This is a genomic window from Streptomyces sp. NPDC088747, assembly GCF_044751025.1.
Classification (GTDB): Bacteria; Actinomycetota; Actinomycetes; order Streptomycetales; family Streptomycetaceae; genus Streptomyces.
The window spans coordinates 243,378-260,879 of the sequence record NZ_JBIVKZ010000005.1 but is presented as its reverse complement, the minus strand read 5'-3'; the positions used below and the strand labels follow the sequence as shown (position 1 = coordinate 260,879).

12 protein-coding genes are annotated in these 17,502 nt (G+C 70.9%); 4 read left to right on the top strand and 8 right to left on the bottom strand.

Annotated elements, in window-relative coordinates; genetic code table 11:
* Positions 1-79 precede the first annotated feature (79 nt).
* From pulA to ACIP79_RS14505, 3 genes are all read left to right on the top strand, one after another.
* On the top strand, positions 80-5,506 hold the full coding sequence (gene pulA / locus ACIP79_RS14515) for a pullulanase-type alpha-1,6-glucosidase (RefSeq protein WP_401223042.1): 5,427 nt from the start codon (positions 80-82) through the stop codon (positions 5,504-5,506).
* A gap of 71 nt (positions 5,507-5,577) precedes the next feature.
* Positions 5,578-7,194: a SpoIIE family protein phosphatase gene (locus tag ACIP79_RS14510; RefSeq protein WP_401223425.1), complete on the top strand. Its 1,617-nt coding sequence runs from the start codon at positions 5,578-5,580 to the stop codon at positions 7,192-7,194.
* 28 nt (positions 7,195-7,222) lie between these two features.
* Positions 7,223-7,582, top strand: a complete 360-nt coding sequence (locus tag ACIP79_RS14505) for a 5-carboxymethyl-2-hydroxymuconate Delta-isomerase (protein ID WP_401223040.1) — start codon at positions 7,223-7,225, stop codon at positions 7,580-7,582.
* A 34-nt stretch (positions 7,583-7,616) separates the two neighbouring features.
* Here ACIP79_RS14505 and ACIP79_RS14500 read toward each other — a convergent pair whose 3' ends face one another.
* From ACIP79_RS14500 to ACIP79_RS14480, 5 genes are all read right to left on the bottom strand, one after another.
* Entirely contained in the window at positions 7,617-8,318 is a 702-nt protein-coding gene (locus ACIP79_RS14500) for a TetR/AcrR family transcriptional regulator (protein WP_401223038.1), read from the bottom strand.
* A gap of 56 nt (positions 8,319-8,374) precedes the next feature.
* Positions 8,375-9,433, bottom strand: coding sequence for a PDR/VanB family oxidoreductase (locus ACIP79_RS14495; protein ID WP_401223037.1), 1,059 nt, complete (start codon positions 9,431-9,433; stop codon positions 8,375-8,377).
* Positions 9,433-10,338, bottom strand: coding sequence for a metal-dependent hydrolase (locus ACIP79_RS14490; protein ID WP_401223035.1), 906 nt, complete (start codon positions 10,336-10,338; stop codon positions 9,433-9,435). The genes ACIP79_RS14495 and ACIP79_RS14490 overlap by 1 nt, the downstream gene beginning before the upstream one ends.
* A 251-nt stretch (positions 10,339-10,589) precedes the next feature.
* A complete protein-coding gene (locus ACIP79_RS14485) occupies positions 10,590-12,521 on the bottom strand; it encodes a hypothetical protein (protein WP_401223033.1) in 1,932 nt (643 codons plus the stop codon).
* Positions 12,522-12,565: 44 nt separating this feature from the next.
* Positions 12,566-13,081 (bottom strand): tetratricopeptide repeat protein, encoded by a 516-nt coding sequence (locus tag ACIP79_RS14480; RefSeq protein ID WP_401223423.1) that lies wholly within the window; start codon positions 13,079-13,081, stop codon positions 12,566-12,568.
* 142 nt (positions 13,082-13,223) lie between these two features.
* On the opposite strand from ACIP79_RS14480, the gene ACIP79_RS14475 reads away from it, so the two are divergent.
* On the top strand, positions 13,224-13,625 hold the full coding sequence (locus tag ACIP79_RS14475; RefSeq protein ID WP_387187001.1) for a hypothetical protein: 402 nt from the start codon (positions 13,224-13,226) through the stop codon (positions 13,623-13,625).
* A gap of 121 nt (positions 13,626-13,746) precedes the next feature.
* Here the strand turns inward: ACIP79_RS14475 and ACIP79_RS14470 are convergent, their stop codons facing one another.
* The 3 genes from ACIP79_RS14470 to ACIP79_RS14460 all read right to left on the bottom strand — a co-directional run bounded on the left by ACIP79_RS14470 (position 13,747) and on the right by ACIP79_RS14460 (position 17,452).
* On the bottom strand, positions 13,747-15,312 hold the full coding sequence (locus tag ACIP79_RS14470) for a DUF1996 domain-containing protein (protein WP_401223030.1): 1,566 nt from the start codon (positions 15,310-15,312) through the stop codon (positions 13,747-13,749).
* Positions 15,313-15,542: 230 nt separating this feature from the next.
* Positions 15,543-16,199, bottom strand: a complete 657-nt coding sequence (locus ACIP79_RS14465; RefSeq protein WP_401223028.1) for a LuxR C-terminal-related transcriptional regulator — start codon at positions 16,197-16,199, stop codon at positions 15,543-15,545.
* The gene (locus ACIP79_RS14460) at positions 16,184-17,452 is read right to left on the bottom strand and encodes a sensor histidine kinase (RefSeq protein WP_401223026.1); all 1,269 of its coding nucleotides are present in this window, start codon (positions 17,450-17,452) and stop codon (positions 16,184-16,186) included. The genes ACIP79_RS14465 and ACIP79_RS14460 overlap by 16 nt, the downstream gene beginning before the upstream one ends.
* Positions 17,453-17,502: the final 50 nt, after the last annotated feature.

The window sequence follows — 17,502 nt, the reverse complement described above, 5'->3', positions numbered from 1 at the left end:
AGCCGCGGCGTGGGGCATACGGGACTTCGGACCTGCCCGCCTGACCCGAATGAGCCGTAATCGCGAGGAGTTCACGCCTGTGATACCGAGATGGCCGGCGCCCTGGGTGCGCCGAAGCGCGCAGCCCGGACGAACCTCGCACCGCGGGAGAGTCGCGGCCGTCGCCGTGGCCGCCCTCGCGGCAGCGCTCGTCCAGCCCCTCGCGGCCCAGGCCGCGACGCCGCCCGCGCCCCCGTCCGACGCGGCCCTGGCCAGGACGGCCGCCCGCAACGACGCGACCCGCGAGCAGTTCTACTTCGTCCTGCCGGACCGCTTCGCCAACGGCGACTCCTCCAACGACAAGGGCGGCCTCACCGGTTCGCGCCTGTCCACCGGCTACGACCCCACCGACAAGGGCTTCTACCAGGGCGGTGACCTCAAGGGCCTGACCCAGCGGCTCGACTACATCAAGGGCCTCGGCACCACCTCCATCTGGATGGCGCCGATCTTCAAGAACCAGCCCGTGCAGGGCACCGGCGACAACGCCTCGGCCGGCTACCACGGCTACTGGATCACCGACTTCACCCAGGTCGACCCGCACTTCGGCACCAATAAGGACCTGGAGACACTGATCTCCAAGGCCCACGCCAAGGGCATGAAGGTCTTCTTCGACGTCATCACCAACCACACCGCCGACGTCGTCGACTACGAGGAGAAGTCCTACGGGTACCTCTCCCAGGGCGCCTTCCCCTACCTGACGAAGGACGGCGAGCCCTTCGACGACGAGGACTACGCGTCCGGGGCGGCCGGCGCACCGGACTTCCCCGCCGTCGACAAGGACTCCTTCCCCCGTACGCCGACCGTGCCCGCCGCCAAGCGGAACACCAAGGTCCCGTCCTGGCTCAACGACCCGACGATGTACCACAACCGCGGCGACTCCACCTTCGCCGGCGAGAGCTCCGAGAACGGCGACTTCTCCGGCCTCGACGACCTGTGGACCGAGCGCCCCGAGGTCGTCGGCGGCATGGAGCGGATCTACCAGAAGTGGGTCAGGGACTTCGACATCGACGGCTTCCGGATCGACACCGTGAAGCACGTGAACATGGAGTTCTGGACGCAGTGGGCCACCGCCCTGGACGCGTACGCGAAGAAGCACGGCCGTGACGACTTCTTCATGTTCGGCGAGGTCTACTCCGCCGACACCTCGATCACCTCGCCGTACGTCACCGAGGGCCGCCTCGACGCCACGCTCGACTTCCCCTTCCAGGAGGCGGCCCGCCAGTACGCCTCCCAGGGCGGCAGCGCGCGCAAACTGGCCTCGGTCTTCGGCGACGACTACAAGTACACGACGGACAAGGCCAACGCGTACGAGCAGGTCACCTTCCTCGGCAACCACGACATGGGCCGTGTCGGCTCCTTCCTGGTCCAGGACAACCCGGACGCGACCGACGCCGAGCTCCTGAAGAAGGACCGGCTCGCCAACGAGCTGATGTTCCTCAGCCGGGGCAACCCGGTCGTCTACTACGGGGACGAGCAGGGCTTCACCGGCGCGGGCGGCGACAAGGACGCCCGCCAGACCATGTTCGCCTCACAGACCGCCGACTACCTCGACGACGACGAACTCGGCACCGACCGCACCCACGCGAGCGACGCCTACGACACGAGTGCGCCGCTCTACAAGCAGATCAGTGCTCTCGCCAAGCTCCGCAAGGCCAACCCCGCCCTCGCGGACGGCGTCCAGACGGAGCGGTACGCCGCCGACGGCGCCGGTGTCTACGCCTTCTCCCGGACGGACGCGAAGACCGGCACCGAGTACGTCGTGGCCGTGAACAACGCGGCCGAGCCGAAGTCGGCGACCTTCGCGACGGGCTCGGCGGACATGAGGTTCCGCGGCGTCTACGGCACCTCGGACACCGTCACCAGCGGAGCCGACAGCCAGGTCACCGTCACCGTCCCGGCCGGCTCCTCCGTCGTCCTCAAGGCCGCGGGCACCCTCGACGCACCCGTCTCCAGGCCGACGCTCACCCTGAAGGCACCGGACGCGGGCGCCACCGGCACCGTAGAGCTGACCGCCGACGTCGCGGGCGGCCGGCTCAACCGGGTCGTCCTCGCCGCCCAGGTCGGCGACGCGAAGTGGCGGACGCTCGGCTCCGCCGACCACGCCCCGTACAAGGTCACCCAGGTCATCGGCGAGGACGTACCGGCCGGAACCGCCCTGCGCTACAAGGCAGTTGTCATCGACTCGGCCGGCCGCACGTCGAGCGCCACGGCCGGCTCGGTCACGGGCACCCCGCCCGCCGAGGAGATCCCGACGGCTACCTCGCGCGACTACGCGATCGTCCACTACCAGCGCGCCGACGGCGACTACACAGACTGGCGGCTCTACGCCTGGGGCGACCTCGCCGACGGCGAGGCGACGACCTGGCCCGAGGGCCACGACTTCATCGGCCGCGACGCCTACGGGGCCTTCGCCTACGTGAAGTTGAAGCCCGGCGCCTCCAGTGTCGGCTACCTCGTGATCGACAAGGACGGCAACAAGGACGTCTCCGCCGACCGCACGATCGACGTCACGGCAACGGGCGAGATCTGGCTCGAACAGGGCAAGGAGGCCGTCCTCACCGAACGGCCCGACTACCCGGCGCAGGACACCTCGAAGGCCGTCCTGCACTACCACCGCGCCGACGGCGACTACGACGGCTGGGGACTGCACGTCTGGACGGGCGCCGCGACGGGCACGGACTGGTCCAAGCCCCTGCAACCGGTGGACACTGACGCCTATGGCGCTGTGTACGAGGTGCCGCTCGCCGAGGGTGCCACCAGCCTCAGCTACATCCTCCACAAGGGCGACGAGAAGGACCTCCCCACCGACCAGTCACTGGACCTGGCGGCGAACGGCCACGAGGTGTGGCTGGTGAACGGCCAGGAGAAGTACCTGCTCCCGCAGCCCGCGGGCAGCGCCGCCGCGCTCGACCTGACCACGTCCAAGGCCGTCTGGATCGACCGGAACACGGTCGCCTGGAACGGCTCCGAGGCGCCCGTGTCCACGCAGCTGCTCTACTCGCGCGACGGCTCGGTCGAGGTGAAGGACGGCACGCTGACCGGGCGGGCCAAGTGGCTCCGCCTGTCCAGGTCCACGCTCACCGACGCCCAGCAGGCCGCCTTCCCGCACCTGAAGGACTACACCGCCTGGACCGTCGACCCGCGTGACCGTGACCGCGTGCGGGAAGCGCTGAGCGGCCAACTGGTCGCCTCCCAGCGGGCCGTGAACGGCGCGGTGCTCGCGGCCACCGGCGTCCAGATCGCCGGCGTACTCGACGATCTGTACGACGCGACGCGGGCCGACCTCGGTCCGACCTTCCGCGACGGCCGCCCCACGCTGGCCCTCTGGGCGCCCACCGCGCAGAGCGTCTCCCTCGACCTCGACGGCAGAGCCGTCAGGATGAGGCGGGACGACACCACCGGCGTGTGGTCCGTCACCGGCGAGAGGTCCTGGACGAACAAGCCCTACCGGTACGTCGTCAAGGTGTGGGCGCCGACCGTCAGGAAGATCGTCGCCAACTCGGTCACCGACCCGTACTCGGTCGCCCTGACCGCCGACTCCAAGCGGAGCCTCGTCGTCGACCTGGGCGCCGAGTCCCTTGCCCCGAAAGGCTGGTCGACCCTCAGGAAGCCGAAGGCGGTCGCGCTGAAGGACGCCCAGATCCAGGAGCTGCACGTCCGGGACTTCTCGGTCGCGGACCCCACGGCCGAGAACCCGGGCACCTATCTTGCCTTCACCGACAAGGACAGCGACGGCTCCAAGCACCTCAGGGAACTGGCGGAGTCCGGCACCTCGTACGTGCACCTGCTGCCCGCGTTCGACATCGCCACCATCCCCGAGAAGAAGGCCGACCAGGCGAGCACCGACTGCGATCTCGGCTCCTACCCGGCCGACTCCGACAAGCAGCAGGAGTGCGTGGCGAAGATCGCCGCGAAGGACGCCTACAACTGGGGCTACGACCCCTTCCACTACACCGTTCCGGAGGGTTCGTACGCGACGGACCCGGACGGCACGGACCGTACGGTGGAGTTCCGTGAGATGGTCAAGTCGCTGAACGAGGACGGCCTGCGGGTCGTCATGGACGTCGTCTACAACCACACCGCCGCGAGCGGCCAGGCCGACACCTCCGTGCTCGACAAGGTCGTCCCCGGCTACTACCAGCGGCTCCTCGCCGACGGCAGCGTCGCCAACTCCACCTGCTGCGCCAACACCGCGACCGAGAACGCCATGATGGGCAAGCTGGTGGTCGACTCGATCGTCACCTGGGCCAGGGAGTACAAGGTCGACGGCTTCCGCTTCGACCTCATGGGCCACCACCCCAAGGCCAACATCCTCGCCGTCCGCAAGGTGCTGGACGCCCTCACCCTCGCCAGGGACGGCGTCGACGGCAAGAAGATCATCCTGTACGGCGAGGGCTGGAACTTCGGCGAGGTCGCCGACGACGCCCGCTTCACCCAGGCCACCCAGAAGAACATGGCGGGGACGGGCATCGCGACCTTCTCCGACCGCGCGCGTGACGCCGTACGCGGCGGCGGCCCCTTCGACGAGGACCCCGGCGTCCAGGGCTTCGCGTCCGGCCTCTACACCGACCCCAACTCCTCGACAGGCAACGGCACTCCGGCCGAACAGAAGGCCCGCCTGCTGCACTACCAGGACCTCATCAAGGTCGGACTGAGCGGCAACCTCGCGGAGTTCGGCTTCACCGACACCAACGGCACACGGGTCAAGGGCTCCGAGGTCGACTACAACGGCCAGCCCGCCGGATACGCGGAGGCACCCGGCGACGCCCTCGCCTACGCCGACGCCCACGACAACGAGTCCCTGTACGACGCCCTCACCTACAAGCTGCCCGCGGCGACGAGCGCCGACGACCGGGCCCGTATGCAGGTCCTCGCCATGGCGACGGCCACCCTCTCGCAGGGCCCGTCCCTCTCGCAGGCCGGCTCCGACCTGCTGCGCTCCAAGTCCCTCGACCGCAACTCCTACGACAGCGGCGACTGGTTCAACGCCATCCACTGGAACTGCCGCGACGGCAACGGGTTCGGACGCGGACTGCCGATGGCGGCCGACAACGCCTCCAAGTGGCCCTACGCCACACCCCTGTTGACGTCCGTCAAGGTGGGCTGCGACCAGATCCAGGGCAGCTCCGCCGCCTACCAGGACCTGCAACGCATCCGTACGACCGAGAGCGTCTTCTCGCTCGGCACCGCCGGCCAGGTCCAGTCGGAGCTGTCCTTCCCCATGTCGGGCAGGGACGAGACACCCGGGGTGATCACGATGAGGCTCGGTGACCTCGTCGTCGTCTTCAACGCGACGCCCGAGCGGCAGGAGCAGACGGTCACCGCCTCGGCCGGGACGGCGTACGCGCTGCACCCGGTGCAGGCGGCGGGCGCGGACTCCACCGTCAAGTCCTCGTCGTATGCGGAGAAAACGGGCACGTTCACCGTTCCGGGTCGCACTGTGGCGGTATTTTCCCGGACTTCCTGAAAAGAGCATTACCGTGGTGGGGCAGACCTCGAACCCGGGTCTGTCCCACCCGCGTGTCCAAGGGCTGGCAGATGGACGTCAACGGCAAACGGACAGAGACGACCGTGCTGGTCGTGGACGACGTGGCGGCCAGCCGGTACGCCATGGGCGCCCTGCTGCGCCGCGCCGGCTACCAGGTGGTGTCGGTCTCCAACGGCCATGACGCCCTGGAGGAACTCGACGTACGGCTGCGCAAGGGCACCCTGCCCGACGTTGCGCTCATCGATGTGAACCTGCCGGACATGAGCGGCTTCGAACTGTGCCGTCGGCTCAAGGAACGGCCGCACATGGCCGGGCTGCCCGTCGTGCACTTCTCGGCCGCCGCGTTGGACGCGGGTGACCGCTGCCGTGGCCTCGACGTCGGCGGCCAGGCGTATCTGACGGTGCCCGCCGAGCCCGAGGAGATCGACGCGGTGATCCGGTCGGCGGTGCGCGCCGCGCGCCTCCGGGCCGGAGACCAGGCGCTGGCGCGGCGGCTGACCAGGCTGTCGGAGACGATCGTCGCCATCCAGACGGCGCGTTCACCGCAGGAACTCGCCGACGCCGCCGCCGAGGGCACCGCGCGGCTCACCGGCGGCCCCGCGGCCGTCTTCGTCCTCGGCCCGGACGACGAGCTGTACCGCGGCACCTCACGGGACCGCACCTCGCTCGCGTTGCCGGACGAGGGCGCCCACCGGGCGGTGGCCGGGCTGCTGAAGCGGCTCACCCGCGGGCAGTCGGGGGTGCGGCTCACCACGGTGCCCGCGCCGCTGTGGCCCGCCGGGTTCTTCCGGCCGGACGTGGAGCACGACGCCCGCCTCGCGCTGATCCCCCTCCGGAACGGCCGGGCCTCGGTCTGCCTGGCGGTGCCCACCCGCGGGGTGCGCCGGGTCAACCCCGAGGACGAGACGCTGGTGGCCAGGCTCGCCGAGGCCACCGCGCTCGCCGCCGAGCCGCTGCTCATGTACCAGGTCGAACGGCATGTCGCCCTCACCCTCCAGCACAGCTTCCTGCCCCAGCCGCACCGGCTGCCCGAACTGCCGGGCGTCGATGTCGTGGTCCGGTACGTGCCCGCGTCCCAGGAGACGGAGATCGGCGGGGACTTCTACGCGGCCCTGCGCGTCGGTGACGGGGTGCTCGCCGCGGTCGGCGACGTCGTCGGGCACTCCCTTGAGGCGGCCACCGTCATGGTCGAGATCCGGCACGCGCTGCGCGCCTACTGCGTCGACGAGAGCGATCCGGCCGTGCTCGCCGAACGCCTTGACCGAATGCTCCAGCGCTACCACCCCGAGGTCACCGCCACCGTCTGCCTGGCCCTGATCGACCCGGCCACCGGCCGCACCCTCATCGCCAACGCCGGCCACATCCCGCCGTTGATCATCCGGGACAGCGGCAGCGCGGACTACTCGAAGGCCGCCGGTCCGCTGCTGGGCGTGGGCCTGCCGCACCCGCCGCCCACCGAGCTGTTCCTCGAACCCACCGACCGGCTGCTCATGGTCACCGACGGTCTGATCGAGACCCGCGGCACGGACCTCGTGGCCTCGATGGAAACCCTCCGCTCGGCCGCCGCGGGCGCCCTCCCCGGCCTCGACGCCCTCTGCGACACCCTCCTCGACTGCTTCGGCCACCGTGACGACGACATCGCGCTGCTGGCCCTGCGACTAGGCTGACCGGGAAACCTCTGGAACGGGAGTGCCCATGCCGCAGATCACCGTCGACTACTCCGAGTCGCTCGACGCGGCCTTCGACCGGCGCGGCTTCGCGCTCGCGCTGCACCCGGTGGTCGTCGAGACGGCGGGCGCGCGGATCGAGGCGTGCAAGACACGGTTCCGCCCGACCGAGGACGACGTGGTGGGGGCGGAGGGCGACGGCCACGCCATCGTGCACGTCACGCTCGCCCTGCTCGCCGGCCGCGCCGAGGAGACCAAGGCCCAGCTCACCGAGGCCGTACTCGACCTGCTCCGCAAGCACATCGAGCCCGCCGAAGGGGTCGCGAAGGTGCACGCCTCCGCCGAGGTCCGCGACCTCGACCCGTCGTACCGCAAGTACGAGGAGTAGGTCCGGGGATACGGGGAGCGGCCTCGCGGGGTGTCTACGTCGCCGGTGGTGACGCCAGTGCGATCAGCCGGACGACGAGGTCGCTGAAGGGGCCGTCGCCCGGCTCGCCCCTGAGCGACTCGCGCAGCAGGTCGCTCAGCTCCTCGTCGTAGGCGGCGCTCACGGCCGCGAGTGCGGCGAAGTCGTGCACGAGCTGCCGTTCCAGATCGGCGCGCGGGACGCGCCGTCCGTCCAGCCAGAGCAGCGCCGTCGACTCGACGAGCGAGATCCACGAGCGGATCATCAACTCCAGCCGGGCGGGCGCGTTCTGGATGTTCATGTGCGAGAGGATCTGGACGTACGCGGCCTGCCGCACCCCGTCGATCAGCGCGTTGGTGGTGGACGAGCCGACAGCGGGCCCACCCCGCATCAGCGCCGCGAAACCGGGCCCGTGGTCGTCCACGAAGTCGAAGAACCGGCGCATCACCCGCAGCAGCCGCGAGCCGAGCGAGCCTTCCGCCGCGACCACGAAGCGTTCCGCGAGATCGTCCGAGGCGCGCTGCAACGCGGCCTCGTACAGGCTGAGTTTGCCGGGGAAGTAGTGGTAGACCAGCGGTCGCGAGATGCCCGCAGCGGCGGCTATCTCATCGATGGAGACCTCGTCGGGCGAGCGTCTGCTGAAGAGTTCGAGGGCGACGCCGATCAGCTGTTGCCGCCGTTCATCGACACCCATCCTGCGGCGTACCCCGGTTGTCATACGAACACCTTACCGATCGGATCCGGCCTGGAACGGCACGGTCCGCGCCAGGCGGTTCACATGTCCAGCACGATCCTCCCACCACGTGCCCGGGACACACAGATCAGCATCGAGTCCCCACGCTCCGCGTCCGTGAGCAGTTCGTCCCGGTGCTCGATCTCCCCTTCCAGCACCCGCTGTTGGCAGGTTCCGCAGAATCCCTGCTCGCAGGAGTAGGCGGTGCCGGGGAGCTCCGCGCGCACGGCGGCGAGCACCGTGGAGTCGGCGGAGACGGTCAACGTCCGGCCGCTGCGGTGCAGTTCGACCTCGAAGGCGCCGTTGCCCTCGGCGCGGGCGAGGGGCGTGAACCGCTCCAGGTGCAGCGCCGCCCCCTCCGGGAGCCGGGCCTCGACCGCCTCCATCAGCCCCTGCGGACCGCAGCAGTAGACCACCGCGCCCTCGGGGACGTCCGCGAACAGCGCGTCGAGGTCGGGGAGTCCGTCCTCGTCCTCGGCGACGACGGTGACCTGTCCGCCGGGCAGTTTCCCGACCTCCTCCAGGAACGGCATCGAGGGCCGCGTACGCCCGCAGTACAACAGCCGCCAGTCCGCCTCGGGCCGAAGCGACCGCAGCATCGGCAGGACCGGGGTGATCCCGATGCCGCCGGCCACGAAGACGTACCCGGGCGCGGCCACGAGCGGGAAACGGTTGCGGGGCCCGCGCACCTCCACCTCCATGCCCTCCCGGAGCCCGTCGTGGACCTCGCGCGAACCCCCGCGCCCGCCCGCCGCCTCGCCCACCAGCCGCGCCGCGACGGTGTACGACGAGGTGTCCCGCGGGTCCCCGCACAGCGAGTACTGCCGTACGAGCCCCGAGGGCAGCACCAGGTCGAGATGGGCGCCGGGCTCCCAGCGCGGCAGTTCCCGTCCCTCCAGGCGCAGTTGGACGACACCGTCGGCGATCCGCTCGTGCCGGGCGACCGAAAGACGCAGAGCCCGGGTGCGCGGCCGGCCGGACACCGGGTTCTCCAGCGCGGGCAGCGGCCACAGCGGCGAGCCGCCGATACGGCGGCGCAGCGCACGCCGGACGAACAGGGCGGTGCCGGCGACGGCCACGACGGTCCGCAGCCGGGGCATCAGGCCGCGCCCCTCTCCGCGGCCGTGGCGGCGGGCGACGAGGCGAGATAGGCCACGGCCTGTTCGGTCGAACCCTCCTGGGAGGGGTGGTAGGACCGGCTGAGATAGCGCGGAACGGACTTCAGCAAGTCCCCGGTCGACGGCAGCACCCCCGCCTTCCCGCCCAGGTAGAAGTCCTTGAAGCTCGCCCGGCCCGCGGTGAGTGTCGGATCGTTCTCCATGAAGAAGCGTGTCCCGCGCTGCCACAGGAAGACGAGCGCGGCGAAGGCGGTCGCCCAGGTCCGCGCGCGCCGCCGGTAGCCCCCGTCGACGTGCAGGAACAGTTCGAACGCCACGGACCGGTGCTCGACCTCCTCCGCCCCGTGCCAGCGCAGCAGGTCCAGCATGGTCGGGTCGGCGCCGCGCCGGTCCAACTCCTCGGCGTTCAGCACCCAGTTGCCGAGGAACGCGGTGTAGTGCTCGATCGCCGCGATGATGGCGACCCGCTCCATCAGCCACCACTGGCGCGCCCTGCCCGGCGGCAGCGTGCGGTCGCCGAGGAGTTTCTCGAAGAGCCAGTCGACCTGCGCGGTGTACGGCGTCGGGTCGAGCCCGAGCTCCCTGAGGTGGGGGAGCACCTCGTCGTGCGCCTGCGCGTGCATGGCCTCCTGGCCGATGAACCCGATGACGTCCTGGCGCAGCCGCTCGTCCCGGATGTGGGGCAGCACCTGCTTGTAGACGTGCACGAACCAGCGCTCACCGGCGGGCAGCAGCAGATGCAGCACGTTGATGGTGTGCGTGGCGAACGGATCGCCCGGCACCCAGTGCAGGGGGGTGTCCTCCCAGGAGAAGGACACCTTCCGCGCCTTGAGCGGTATCCGCTCGGAGTCGACCGGTTCGGGAAGCCGGGCCCGCTTGTTGGACATGCCGTCAATGTACTGACGGGTAGCCCTGGGGAGAACCCCTGTGCGGCGACTTGTTGACGCGAGTGTCAGCGAGGCCCTAGGGCCTGTCTGATAATTCCCGTCGTCGCCCGGAGGGCGGCCTCGCGGCGTCAGGTGCGTGCTCTCGCCGTGCCGGGCGTGGATCCTCGTACTGGACGTACTTGGGTCTGCGCCCGGTGCGGCGAGAGTGCGTGCATGGCGTCGCGGGGCAGACGGGAATTGTCAGACAGGCCCTAACGCAGCCCGCTGATCTCCCGTCCGTTCTCCAGGCTTCCCTTCAGCTCGGCCTGCGCGCCCTGCTTCGTCCGTACGGCGAGCAGTGGGCCCTTCGCCGACCCGGTCACCCCGCCGGAGACCCCGACCGACGCCGTGTCCTTGCTGCCGGCCGCCAGGAGATACCAGCTCCCGGCACCCGACTTCCAGAGCACGCCCGCCAGCACGTGCGGATCGCGGGAGCCGCACGCGGACGAGTTCTCGGCCTTCGCGGCGACCGCCCCGTACGCCGCGCCCGGCGTCCGGAACTGCGCGAGGACGCGGGTGCCGCCGCCCCGCCAGGTCTCGGCCCGCGTGCACACCCAGGTGGCGCTGCCGCCGGCGTCGGGCAGGGACTGCCGCGCGTACTGCCAGGCGTTCACGGTCCGTACGCCCTGGGAGCGCACGGAGGCCAGCGAGCAGGCGAACGGCGCCCAGTTCCGCAGGGCTTCGGCGCCCGACACCTCGCCGGGGGCCGCGGGCCGCCCCGAGGTGAGGTGCGCCGGAACCAGTTCGCCGAGGTCGGTCAGCAGCCGGGTGCCCGAACCGTCCTTCAGCTCCAGCACGTTCCACGAGGTGCACGCGCCGGACCGCTGGGCGGGGCTGGCCAGCGGGGTGGTGACACCGTCGGCCGCCGACGCGAGGTCCATCGCACCCGAGGACGGCTTCATCAGGTCCCGTTCGGAGACCTCGGTCACCCAAGGGGCGGTCAGATAGCGGACGTTGCCGTCGGTCCGGCCCAGGACCACCGCCGCGGCCTCCGCCGCCTTCGCGCCGTCGACCCGCGCGAAGTCGAGGGCCGCGCCGCTCGTGCCGTCGGCCGGTTCGGCGTACCGCGCGACGCGCAGCCCGTCGTAGAGCAGCACGACACGCGCCTGGTCCACCACACCGGCGTACAGGAGCTGCGGCGGTCCCGGCGGGGCGCCGGACGGTGTGCCGGGGGTCGCCGAGACCGCCACGGACTCGCCGGGCCGCGCCCACACGGCCAGTGCCCGGCGCAGCAGCGCCCTGTCCTCGGTGAGGCCGCCGCGCGCCGGCCAGACGGAGAAGTCGGTACGCGCGGACGACTGCCAGGCGAGGGCCGGCGCCTTCGTCAACCGCGCGGGATCCAGCGCGGCCTGGGCCGCCGGGTTCTGCGCGTAGGGCGGCGCCGCCGCGCCGTCGGGTCCCCAGCCCTCGCCGGGCAGACCGAGCAGCGCGCCGCACACCACGACGGCCGCGGTGGCGGCGATCGCGGCCTTCAGATGCTGCCTGCGCCGCATCAGGTCGGTGGGCCGGGCGTGCAGCGAACAGGGGTCGAACTCGGGGGAGTCGAGCAGTGAGTCCTGCGCCTCCATCCCGGCGGCCACCGCCAGCGCCGCGCCCGGGTCGTCGACGCCCGCCGCCGTCAGCACCTTCCGCACGTCGGCCTCGGACAGCTTCTCCAGGCCGCGCAGCACATAGGCGGCGCGCGCGGGCCCGGAGAGCGCGGACAGCCGCTGGTCCAGGGCGAGTTCGTCGGCGCCGCCCGAGCGCGGGAAGAGCCGCAGGCCCCACACCTGGGGGAGCAGCGGCGGCAGTTGGGCCCGCCTGGGCCACGCGAGTCTGGCCAGCGGCAGGCCCGCCTCCAGTGCCGTACGCACCACCTGGAGGCGTACGAAGGCGTAGCCCGGGTCGCTGTCGCGGCCGGCGCCCGTCTGCTGGGCGGGGATGACGGTGGCGTCACCGGACGTACGGCCCCGGGGCAGCGCGCGCTGGGTGAGGGCGTGCGCGGTCAGCACCCGGCGGTTGCGGCCGAGGCTGGGCGGCAGCACCAGATAGGCGAGCCGGACCAGCCGCGGATAGTGCTCGACGAGCGCCGCCTCGGCCTGCTCGACATCGATGACCGGGCCTGAGGAAGGCGCGGGGCGCGGGGCTACATCCTGTGACTGCACATATCGCAGAACGAGTGAACCGGGCTATGGTCACCCGCCGGTGGTCACCCGGGTTCGACCAGGAGCCTCGCGTAGTTCGCCATCGACCGCTGGTAGCGCGGCAGATGAGGTGCGAGGGCGCCGATCACCAGGGCGAGGCCCTCGCGTTCACGGCCCAGGTCGGCGAGGCAGAGGGCCAGGCAGGCGCGGACCGCGTCGTCCAACTCGTCCGAGGGGGCGACGAGTTCGGGGCCGAGCAGGTCGACGCCCTCCTCGGGCTTCCCGAGGTTCCGCAGCGAACTGGCGAGCTGGATCCTGGTGCGGCGTCCCCGGTAGCCGTCGAGCCCGCGGGCCAGCGCCTCCCGGTACAGCGGAACGGCCTTGTCCGGGTGGCCCGTCGAGTCCCAGGCGCACGCCTGCTCGAAGGGGCCGAGCGGGCTGGCCGCGGGCAGCTCCGCGACCAGCGAGTCGATCATCGCCCGGAAGTCCGCGGCGTCCTCTTCGGCACAGTCGTCGAACGTGGCCCACGCCGCCGCCGTACGCTCTTCCCAGTCCTCGTTCACGGGCCCACCCTCGCACAGGCGTGCCTCCTGGGGTCGATGGGGGCCGATCGGGGCCGCTGATTGAGCGCTGGGCCCGTGGCAGCCGTATCCAGGGCAAGGGCCCTCGTTCGACAGGGCTCCCGGCGGCATGGGCGCCGACACAGACCGGAGGTACGTAGGTATGAGGTTGACGGGACCCAAGCTCACGGTGGCCGGAGCCGTCGCGGTGCTCGCGCTCACGGGCTGCGCCGCCGAGAAGAAGTCCGACCCGGTGCCGGCCGCCGCGACCGGCAGCCTGGAGCACATAGCGAGTGAGGCGGGCTGCGCCCCCGAACTCCAGACGGACGCGGACGAGATCCGCCAGGCCACCTGCAAGAACACCGACGGCAGGTTCATCCTCGCGACCTTCGCCACCGACCGCGGCCAGCGCGAGTGGATCAACGGCGCCAAGGACTACGGCGGGTTCTACCTCGTCGGCCGCAAGTGGGTCGCCGTCGGCGAGCAGAAGGTCGTCACGGCGCTGCGGGGCCGGCTCGGCGGGGACATGGAGATCGGGACCGATCACTCCGGTCACACCCCCTGACGGGGCGCGGGTTCCCCCCGGACGCCCGGGAACCCGTACCGTTCCGGGACGGACGAAAGCCGGTGGTGGGAATTCCCACCACCGGCTTTCTCAGTGGTTCAGCCTCTCAGCGAGCCACTGCCTACTGGCACCTCTTGCCGGAGTTGATGCACTTGACCAGCTTGTTCATCGTGTTCGCGGAGAAGAAGTTGATGAAGTCGTTGTGGTCGGTGATCGGCTTGTGCAGGTTCTCCGGGAAGCTGTCCACCGCGTACGGGTTCACGACCGTGCCGTTCTCGATGGTCGGAGCCGGGACGTCGTAGACCAGGCGGACCTGGAGCTGGGGGATCGCCTTGAAGCCGTTGGCGCAGGTGCCGTCGGCCTGGACGAACGCCACGTGGGTGCGGTGGTTGGCGCTGTCGATGTTCTGGCCGTCCCAGCAGCTCTGGAAGTTGGTGGTCCGCACCACGTCACTGCCCTGGGGGCAGATCGGGTACTTGTCCTCCAGCTGCACCTTGTTCTCGAAGCCGGTGCAGCTCCAGTTCACGTTGGCGTTGGCGTTGCCGTTGACGAAGGCCTTGGCGTCACCGGTGATGATGCGCAGGGCGGACGGCATCGCGACGACCTTGCCCCGCTTGTTGCCGACGAACTTCAGCTGCGCCTGGGCGGGCTGCAGGATCTTGCCCACGTTGCCCTCGGTGCCGCCACCGGCGTTGTTCTGGTCGAAGTCCTGCGTACCGTCCTGGAGACGGAGCACCGGCCAGAAGTACGACGACTTGTCACCCTGGTTCTGGCAGGTGGTGTCGGCCGCCGCCAGGTCCGCGTCGCTGGCGAACGCGTCGTTGTTCTGGTTGCCGACGTAGTCGTGCAGGTGGTGGGCGCCGTTGGTGACACCCGGAGCCACGATCACGTTGTCCGTGTTGTGGTTGTCGTTCCCGTTGGTGCCGCACCTGGTGGTGAAGGTGCCCCGCGATCCGGACCTGCCGTTCGCGGCGAGACCGTTCGCGCCCACACCGGGCTGGGTGTTGCGCTGGGCGGTGGTGATGTCCTGGAAGTCGGCCGCCACCGGGCCGTTGCTGACCGGGGGAGTCGCACCGGCGTCGTCGCCGCCCGCGTCCTCCCCGCCGGCGTCGCCGCCCGCGTCCCCACCGGCTTCGTCGCCGGGCGCGGGGCTCGCGGACTCCTCGCCCTCGCCGCCCTGGCCGTCCCCGGTCTGGCCGTCGTTGGTCTGCGGCACTTCCACCGCCTGCCCCGTACAGGGAGCGAGGCCGTCCAGCGAGTCGGGGGCGGTACCGCCGACGCGGGTGATCTCCAGCTGGATGCGGTCGATGATGTTCGCCCGCCGGTCCTTCAGCGGCTGGAGGACCGAGTTCTGGACGAAGCTGGCGTCCCGGGCCTGCGCGTCCCGGGTCGTGGCCAGACGCTGGTAGGCCTCGGTGATCTGCTGGTCCAGCGTGGCCAGCTCACCGTCGACCTCCCCGCGCGCCCGGTCGGGAACACTGGTGAGCTGCTGACCGACATCGGGGCATTCGATCGTGGCCACCTGGGAGGTGGCCGCCTTGGTGCTGTTCTGCGTGCTGTCCTTCTCATGAGCCGAGGCGTAGAAGTTCGCCCAGACCAGACCGCCTCCACCGATCGCGAGGGCCGCGGATGCGGCCACGGCGCGAACGGCCAGTGGCGAACGTCGTTTTCGAGCATTGCGTCCCATGGAACTCCTCTGACTTCCTTGCGGGGCAGCGGAGGCGCCCGACAGGAGTGAAGCGGCTCCATTCCATACGCATGAGGCGGATGGGGTGTTCAGAAACCTCAGAAAATCTTAGAAGTCCCTGAGGCCAATTCCCCCACAATGGGCGCAGAAGCCCCCGAAGTTCCGGGAGTTGATCTCGTGAAACAGGTTTGCGGCAGCCCTGAATGATATTCAGCGCCGCTGAATTTCTGTCAACGGAGACCCTGGTCCAGATAAGCGAGCACCGCCAGTACGCGCCGGTTGTCGTCATCCGAGACCTCTAGTCCCAGTTTGGCGAAGATATTGGAGGTGTGTTTGGCGATCGCCCGTTCCGTGACCACGAGTTGACCCGCGATCGCCGCGTTGGTGCGCCCCTGCGCCATGAGTTCGAGCACCTCCCGTTCGCGCGGGGTGAGCCGCCCCACCGGCTGGTCGGCCGCCGACCGTCGCGACAGCAGCTGCTGGATCACCTGCGGGTCCATGGCCGTACCCCCCGCCGCGACCCTCCGTACGGCGTCGACGAACTGGTCCGCGTCGAACACCCGGTCCTTCAGCAGATAGCCGACCCCGCCGGTGCCGTCGGCGAGCAGCTCGCGCGCGTACAGCTGCTCCACGTGCTGCGAGAGGACGAGCACCGGCAGTCCGGGCCGGTTCCGGCGCGCCTCCAGCGCGCACTGGAGCCCCTCGTCCGTGTGCGAGGGCGGCAGCCGTACGTCGACCACCGCGACGTCCGGCTCCAACTCGGCCAGCGCCCTGCTCAGTTCGGGCCCGCTCTCGACCGCCGCGGCGATCTCGAAGTCGTACGCCTCGAGCATCCGGACCAGTCCGTCGCGCAGCAGGAACAGGTCTTCGGCTAGGACAACTCGCAAGGGATCTCCATGGTGACCATGGTGGGACCGCCCACGGGGCTGCTGACGGCCAGGACGCCGTCGAATGTACCCAGCCGCCGGTCGACGCCGGTGAGCCCGGACCCGGCGTCGAGCCGGGCGCCGCCCCGGCCGTCGTCGGTGACCGTGACCCGCAGCATGCCGTTCGCGTGGTGGACGTCCACCCAGACCCGGCCCGCGCCCGAATGCTTGACCGCGTTGGTCAGCACCTCGCTGACGGCGAAGTACGCCGCCGCCTCGACCGGTTCCCCCGGCCTGCCGTCGAGGTCGACATCCACCTCGGTCTCCAGCGGCAGCCGCAGCGCCAACGCCCTTACCGCGTCGCCGAGTCCGCGCTCGGCCAGCACCGGCGGATGGATGCCCCTGACGAGGTCCCGGAGCTCGGTGAGAGCGTCGGCGGAGGACCTGCGGGCCCGCCCCAGCAACTCCTTCGCCTTCGCCGGGTCCTTCTCGACCAGCGCCTCGATGGTCCCCAGGTCCATCCCCATGGCTACCAGCCGCGCCTGCGCCCCGTCGTGCAGATCCCGCTCGATACGCCGGAGTTCGGCGGCCGAGGAGTCGACGGCGTCGCGCCGCGTCTCGGTCAGTACGCGTACCCGCTCGGCGAGTTCGGCCTCGTCCGGCCCCAACACCGCCCGGGTGAGCAGGAAGTGGACGCGCAGGAGGGGCGGGGAGAGGTGATAGGAGGCGACCAGGAGTGCCGCGCCCAGCGCGCCCGCGAGGAGCGCCGTGCCCTGTCCGGAGACCGGCACGAAGCCGTACCACCAGTCGCCGCCCGTGGCGTCCGTCAGGATCCGCCACAGGCCGAGCGCGAGCGCGAACCCCTCCAGGGGGTAGAGCAGCAGCGCGGCCGGCAGCACCGCGGTGACGAACCCCGCGGTCATGTCGACCGGCAACCACCCCAGGTCCCGCCAGGTCGCCGGGTCCCGGAGCATCCGGAAGCAGCGTTCCCACGGGTTCGCCCTCTCGGGTATCTGCCGGTACCTGGCCGGAATTCGTACCCCGCACCACCGGGTCGCGACCATCCGCCGCCAGTTCGCGAAGCCGCGTACGCCGGTGAGTACCCACGGTGTCGTGACGACGCCGATGCCGACCGGCACCAGCAGGATCGACACCACCGCCGTCACGAACAGGGCGACCGATCCCGCCGCCCCCGCCACACCGACCAGGAACCCCCGCCCGCCCGCCACGACGGCTCCCCACGCCCGCGCCCGCACGCCGCTCTCCGTATCCATACCCCCAGTCTCACCGCCCCGCCCACCCCGGTCACTGGGCCGAACCCCCG

Coding starts and splice junctions, on each gene's coding strand:
- ACIP79_RS14495 (WP_401223037.1), bottom strand. CDS start 9,433: ATGCCCCGGCTGCGGACCGTCGTGGCCGTCGCCGGCACCGCCCTGTTC.
- ACIP79_RS14490 (WP_401223035.1), bottom strand. CDS start 10,338: ATGTCCAACAAGCGGGCCCGGCTTCCCGAACCGGTCGACTCCGAGCGG.
- ACIP79_RS14505 (WP_401223040.1), top strand. CDS start 7,223: ATGCCGCAGATCACCGTCGACTACTCCGAGTCGCTCGACGCGGCCTTC.
- ACIP79_RS14470 (WP_401223030.1), bottom strand. CDS start 15,312: ATGGGACGCAATGCTCGAAAACGACGTTCGCCACTGGCCGTTCGCGCC.
- ACIP79_RS14475 (WP_387187001.1), top strand. CDS start 13,224: ATGAGGTTGACGGGACCCAAGCTCACGGTGGCCGGAGCCGTCGCGGTG.
- ACIP79_RS14460 (WP_401223026.1), bottom strand. CDS start 17,452: ATGGATACGGAGAGCGGCGTGCGGGCGCGGGCGTGGGGAGCCGTCGTG.
- ACIP79_RS14500 (WP_401223038.1), bottom strand. CDS start 8,318: ATGACAACCGGGGTACGCCGCAGGATGGGTGTCGATGAACGGCGGCAA.
- ACIP79_RS14510 (WP_401223425.1), top strand. CDS start 5,578: ATGGACGTCAACGGCAAACGGACAGAGACGACCGTGCTGGTCGTGGAC.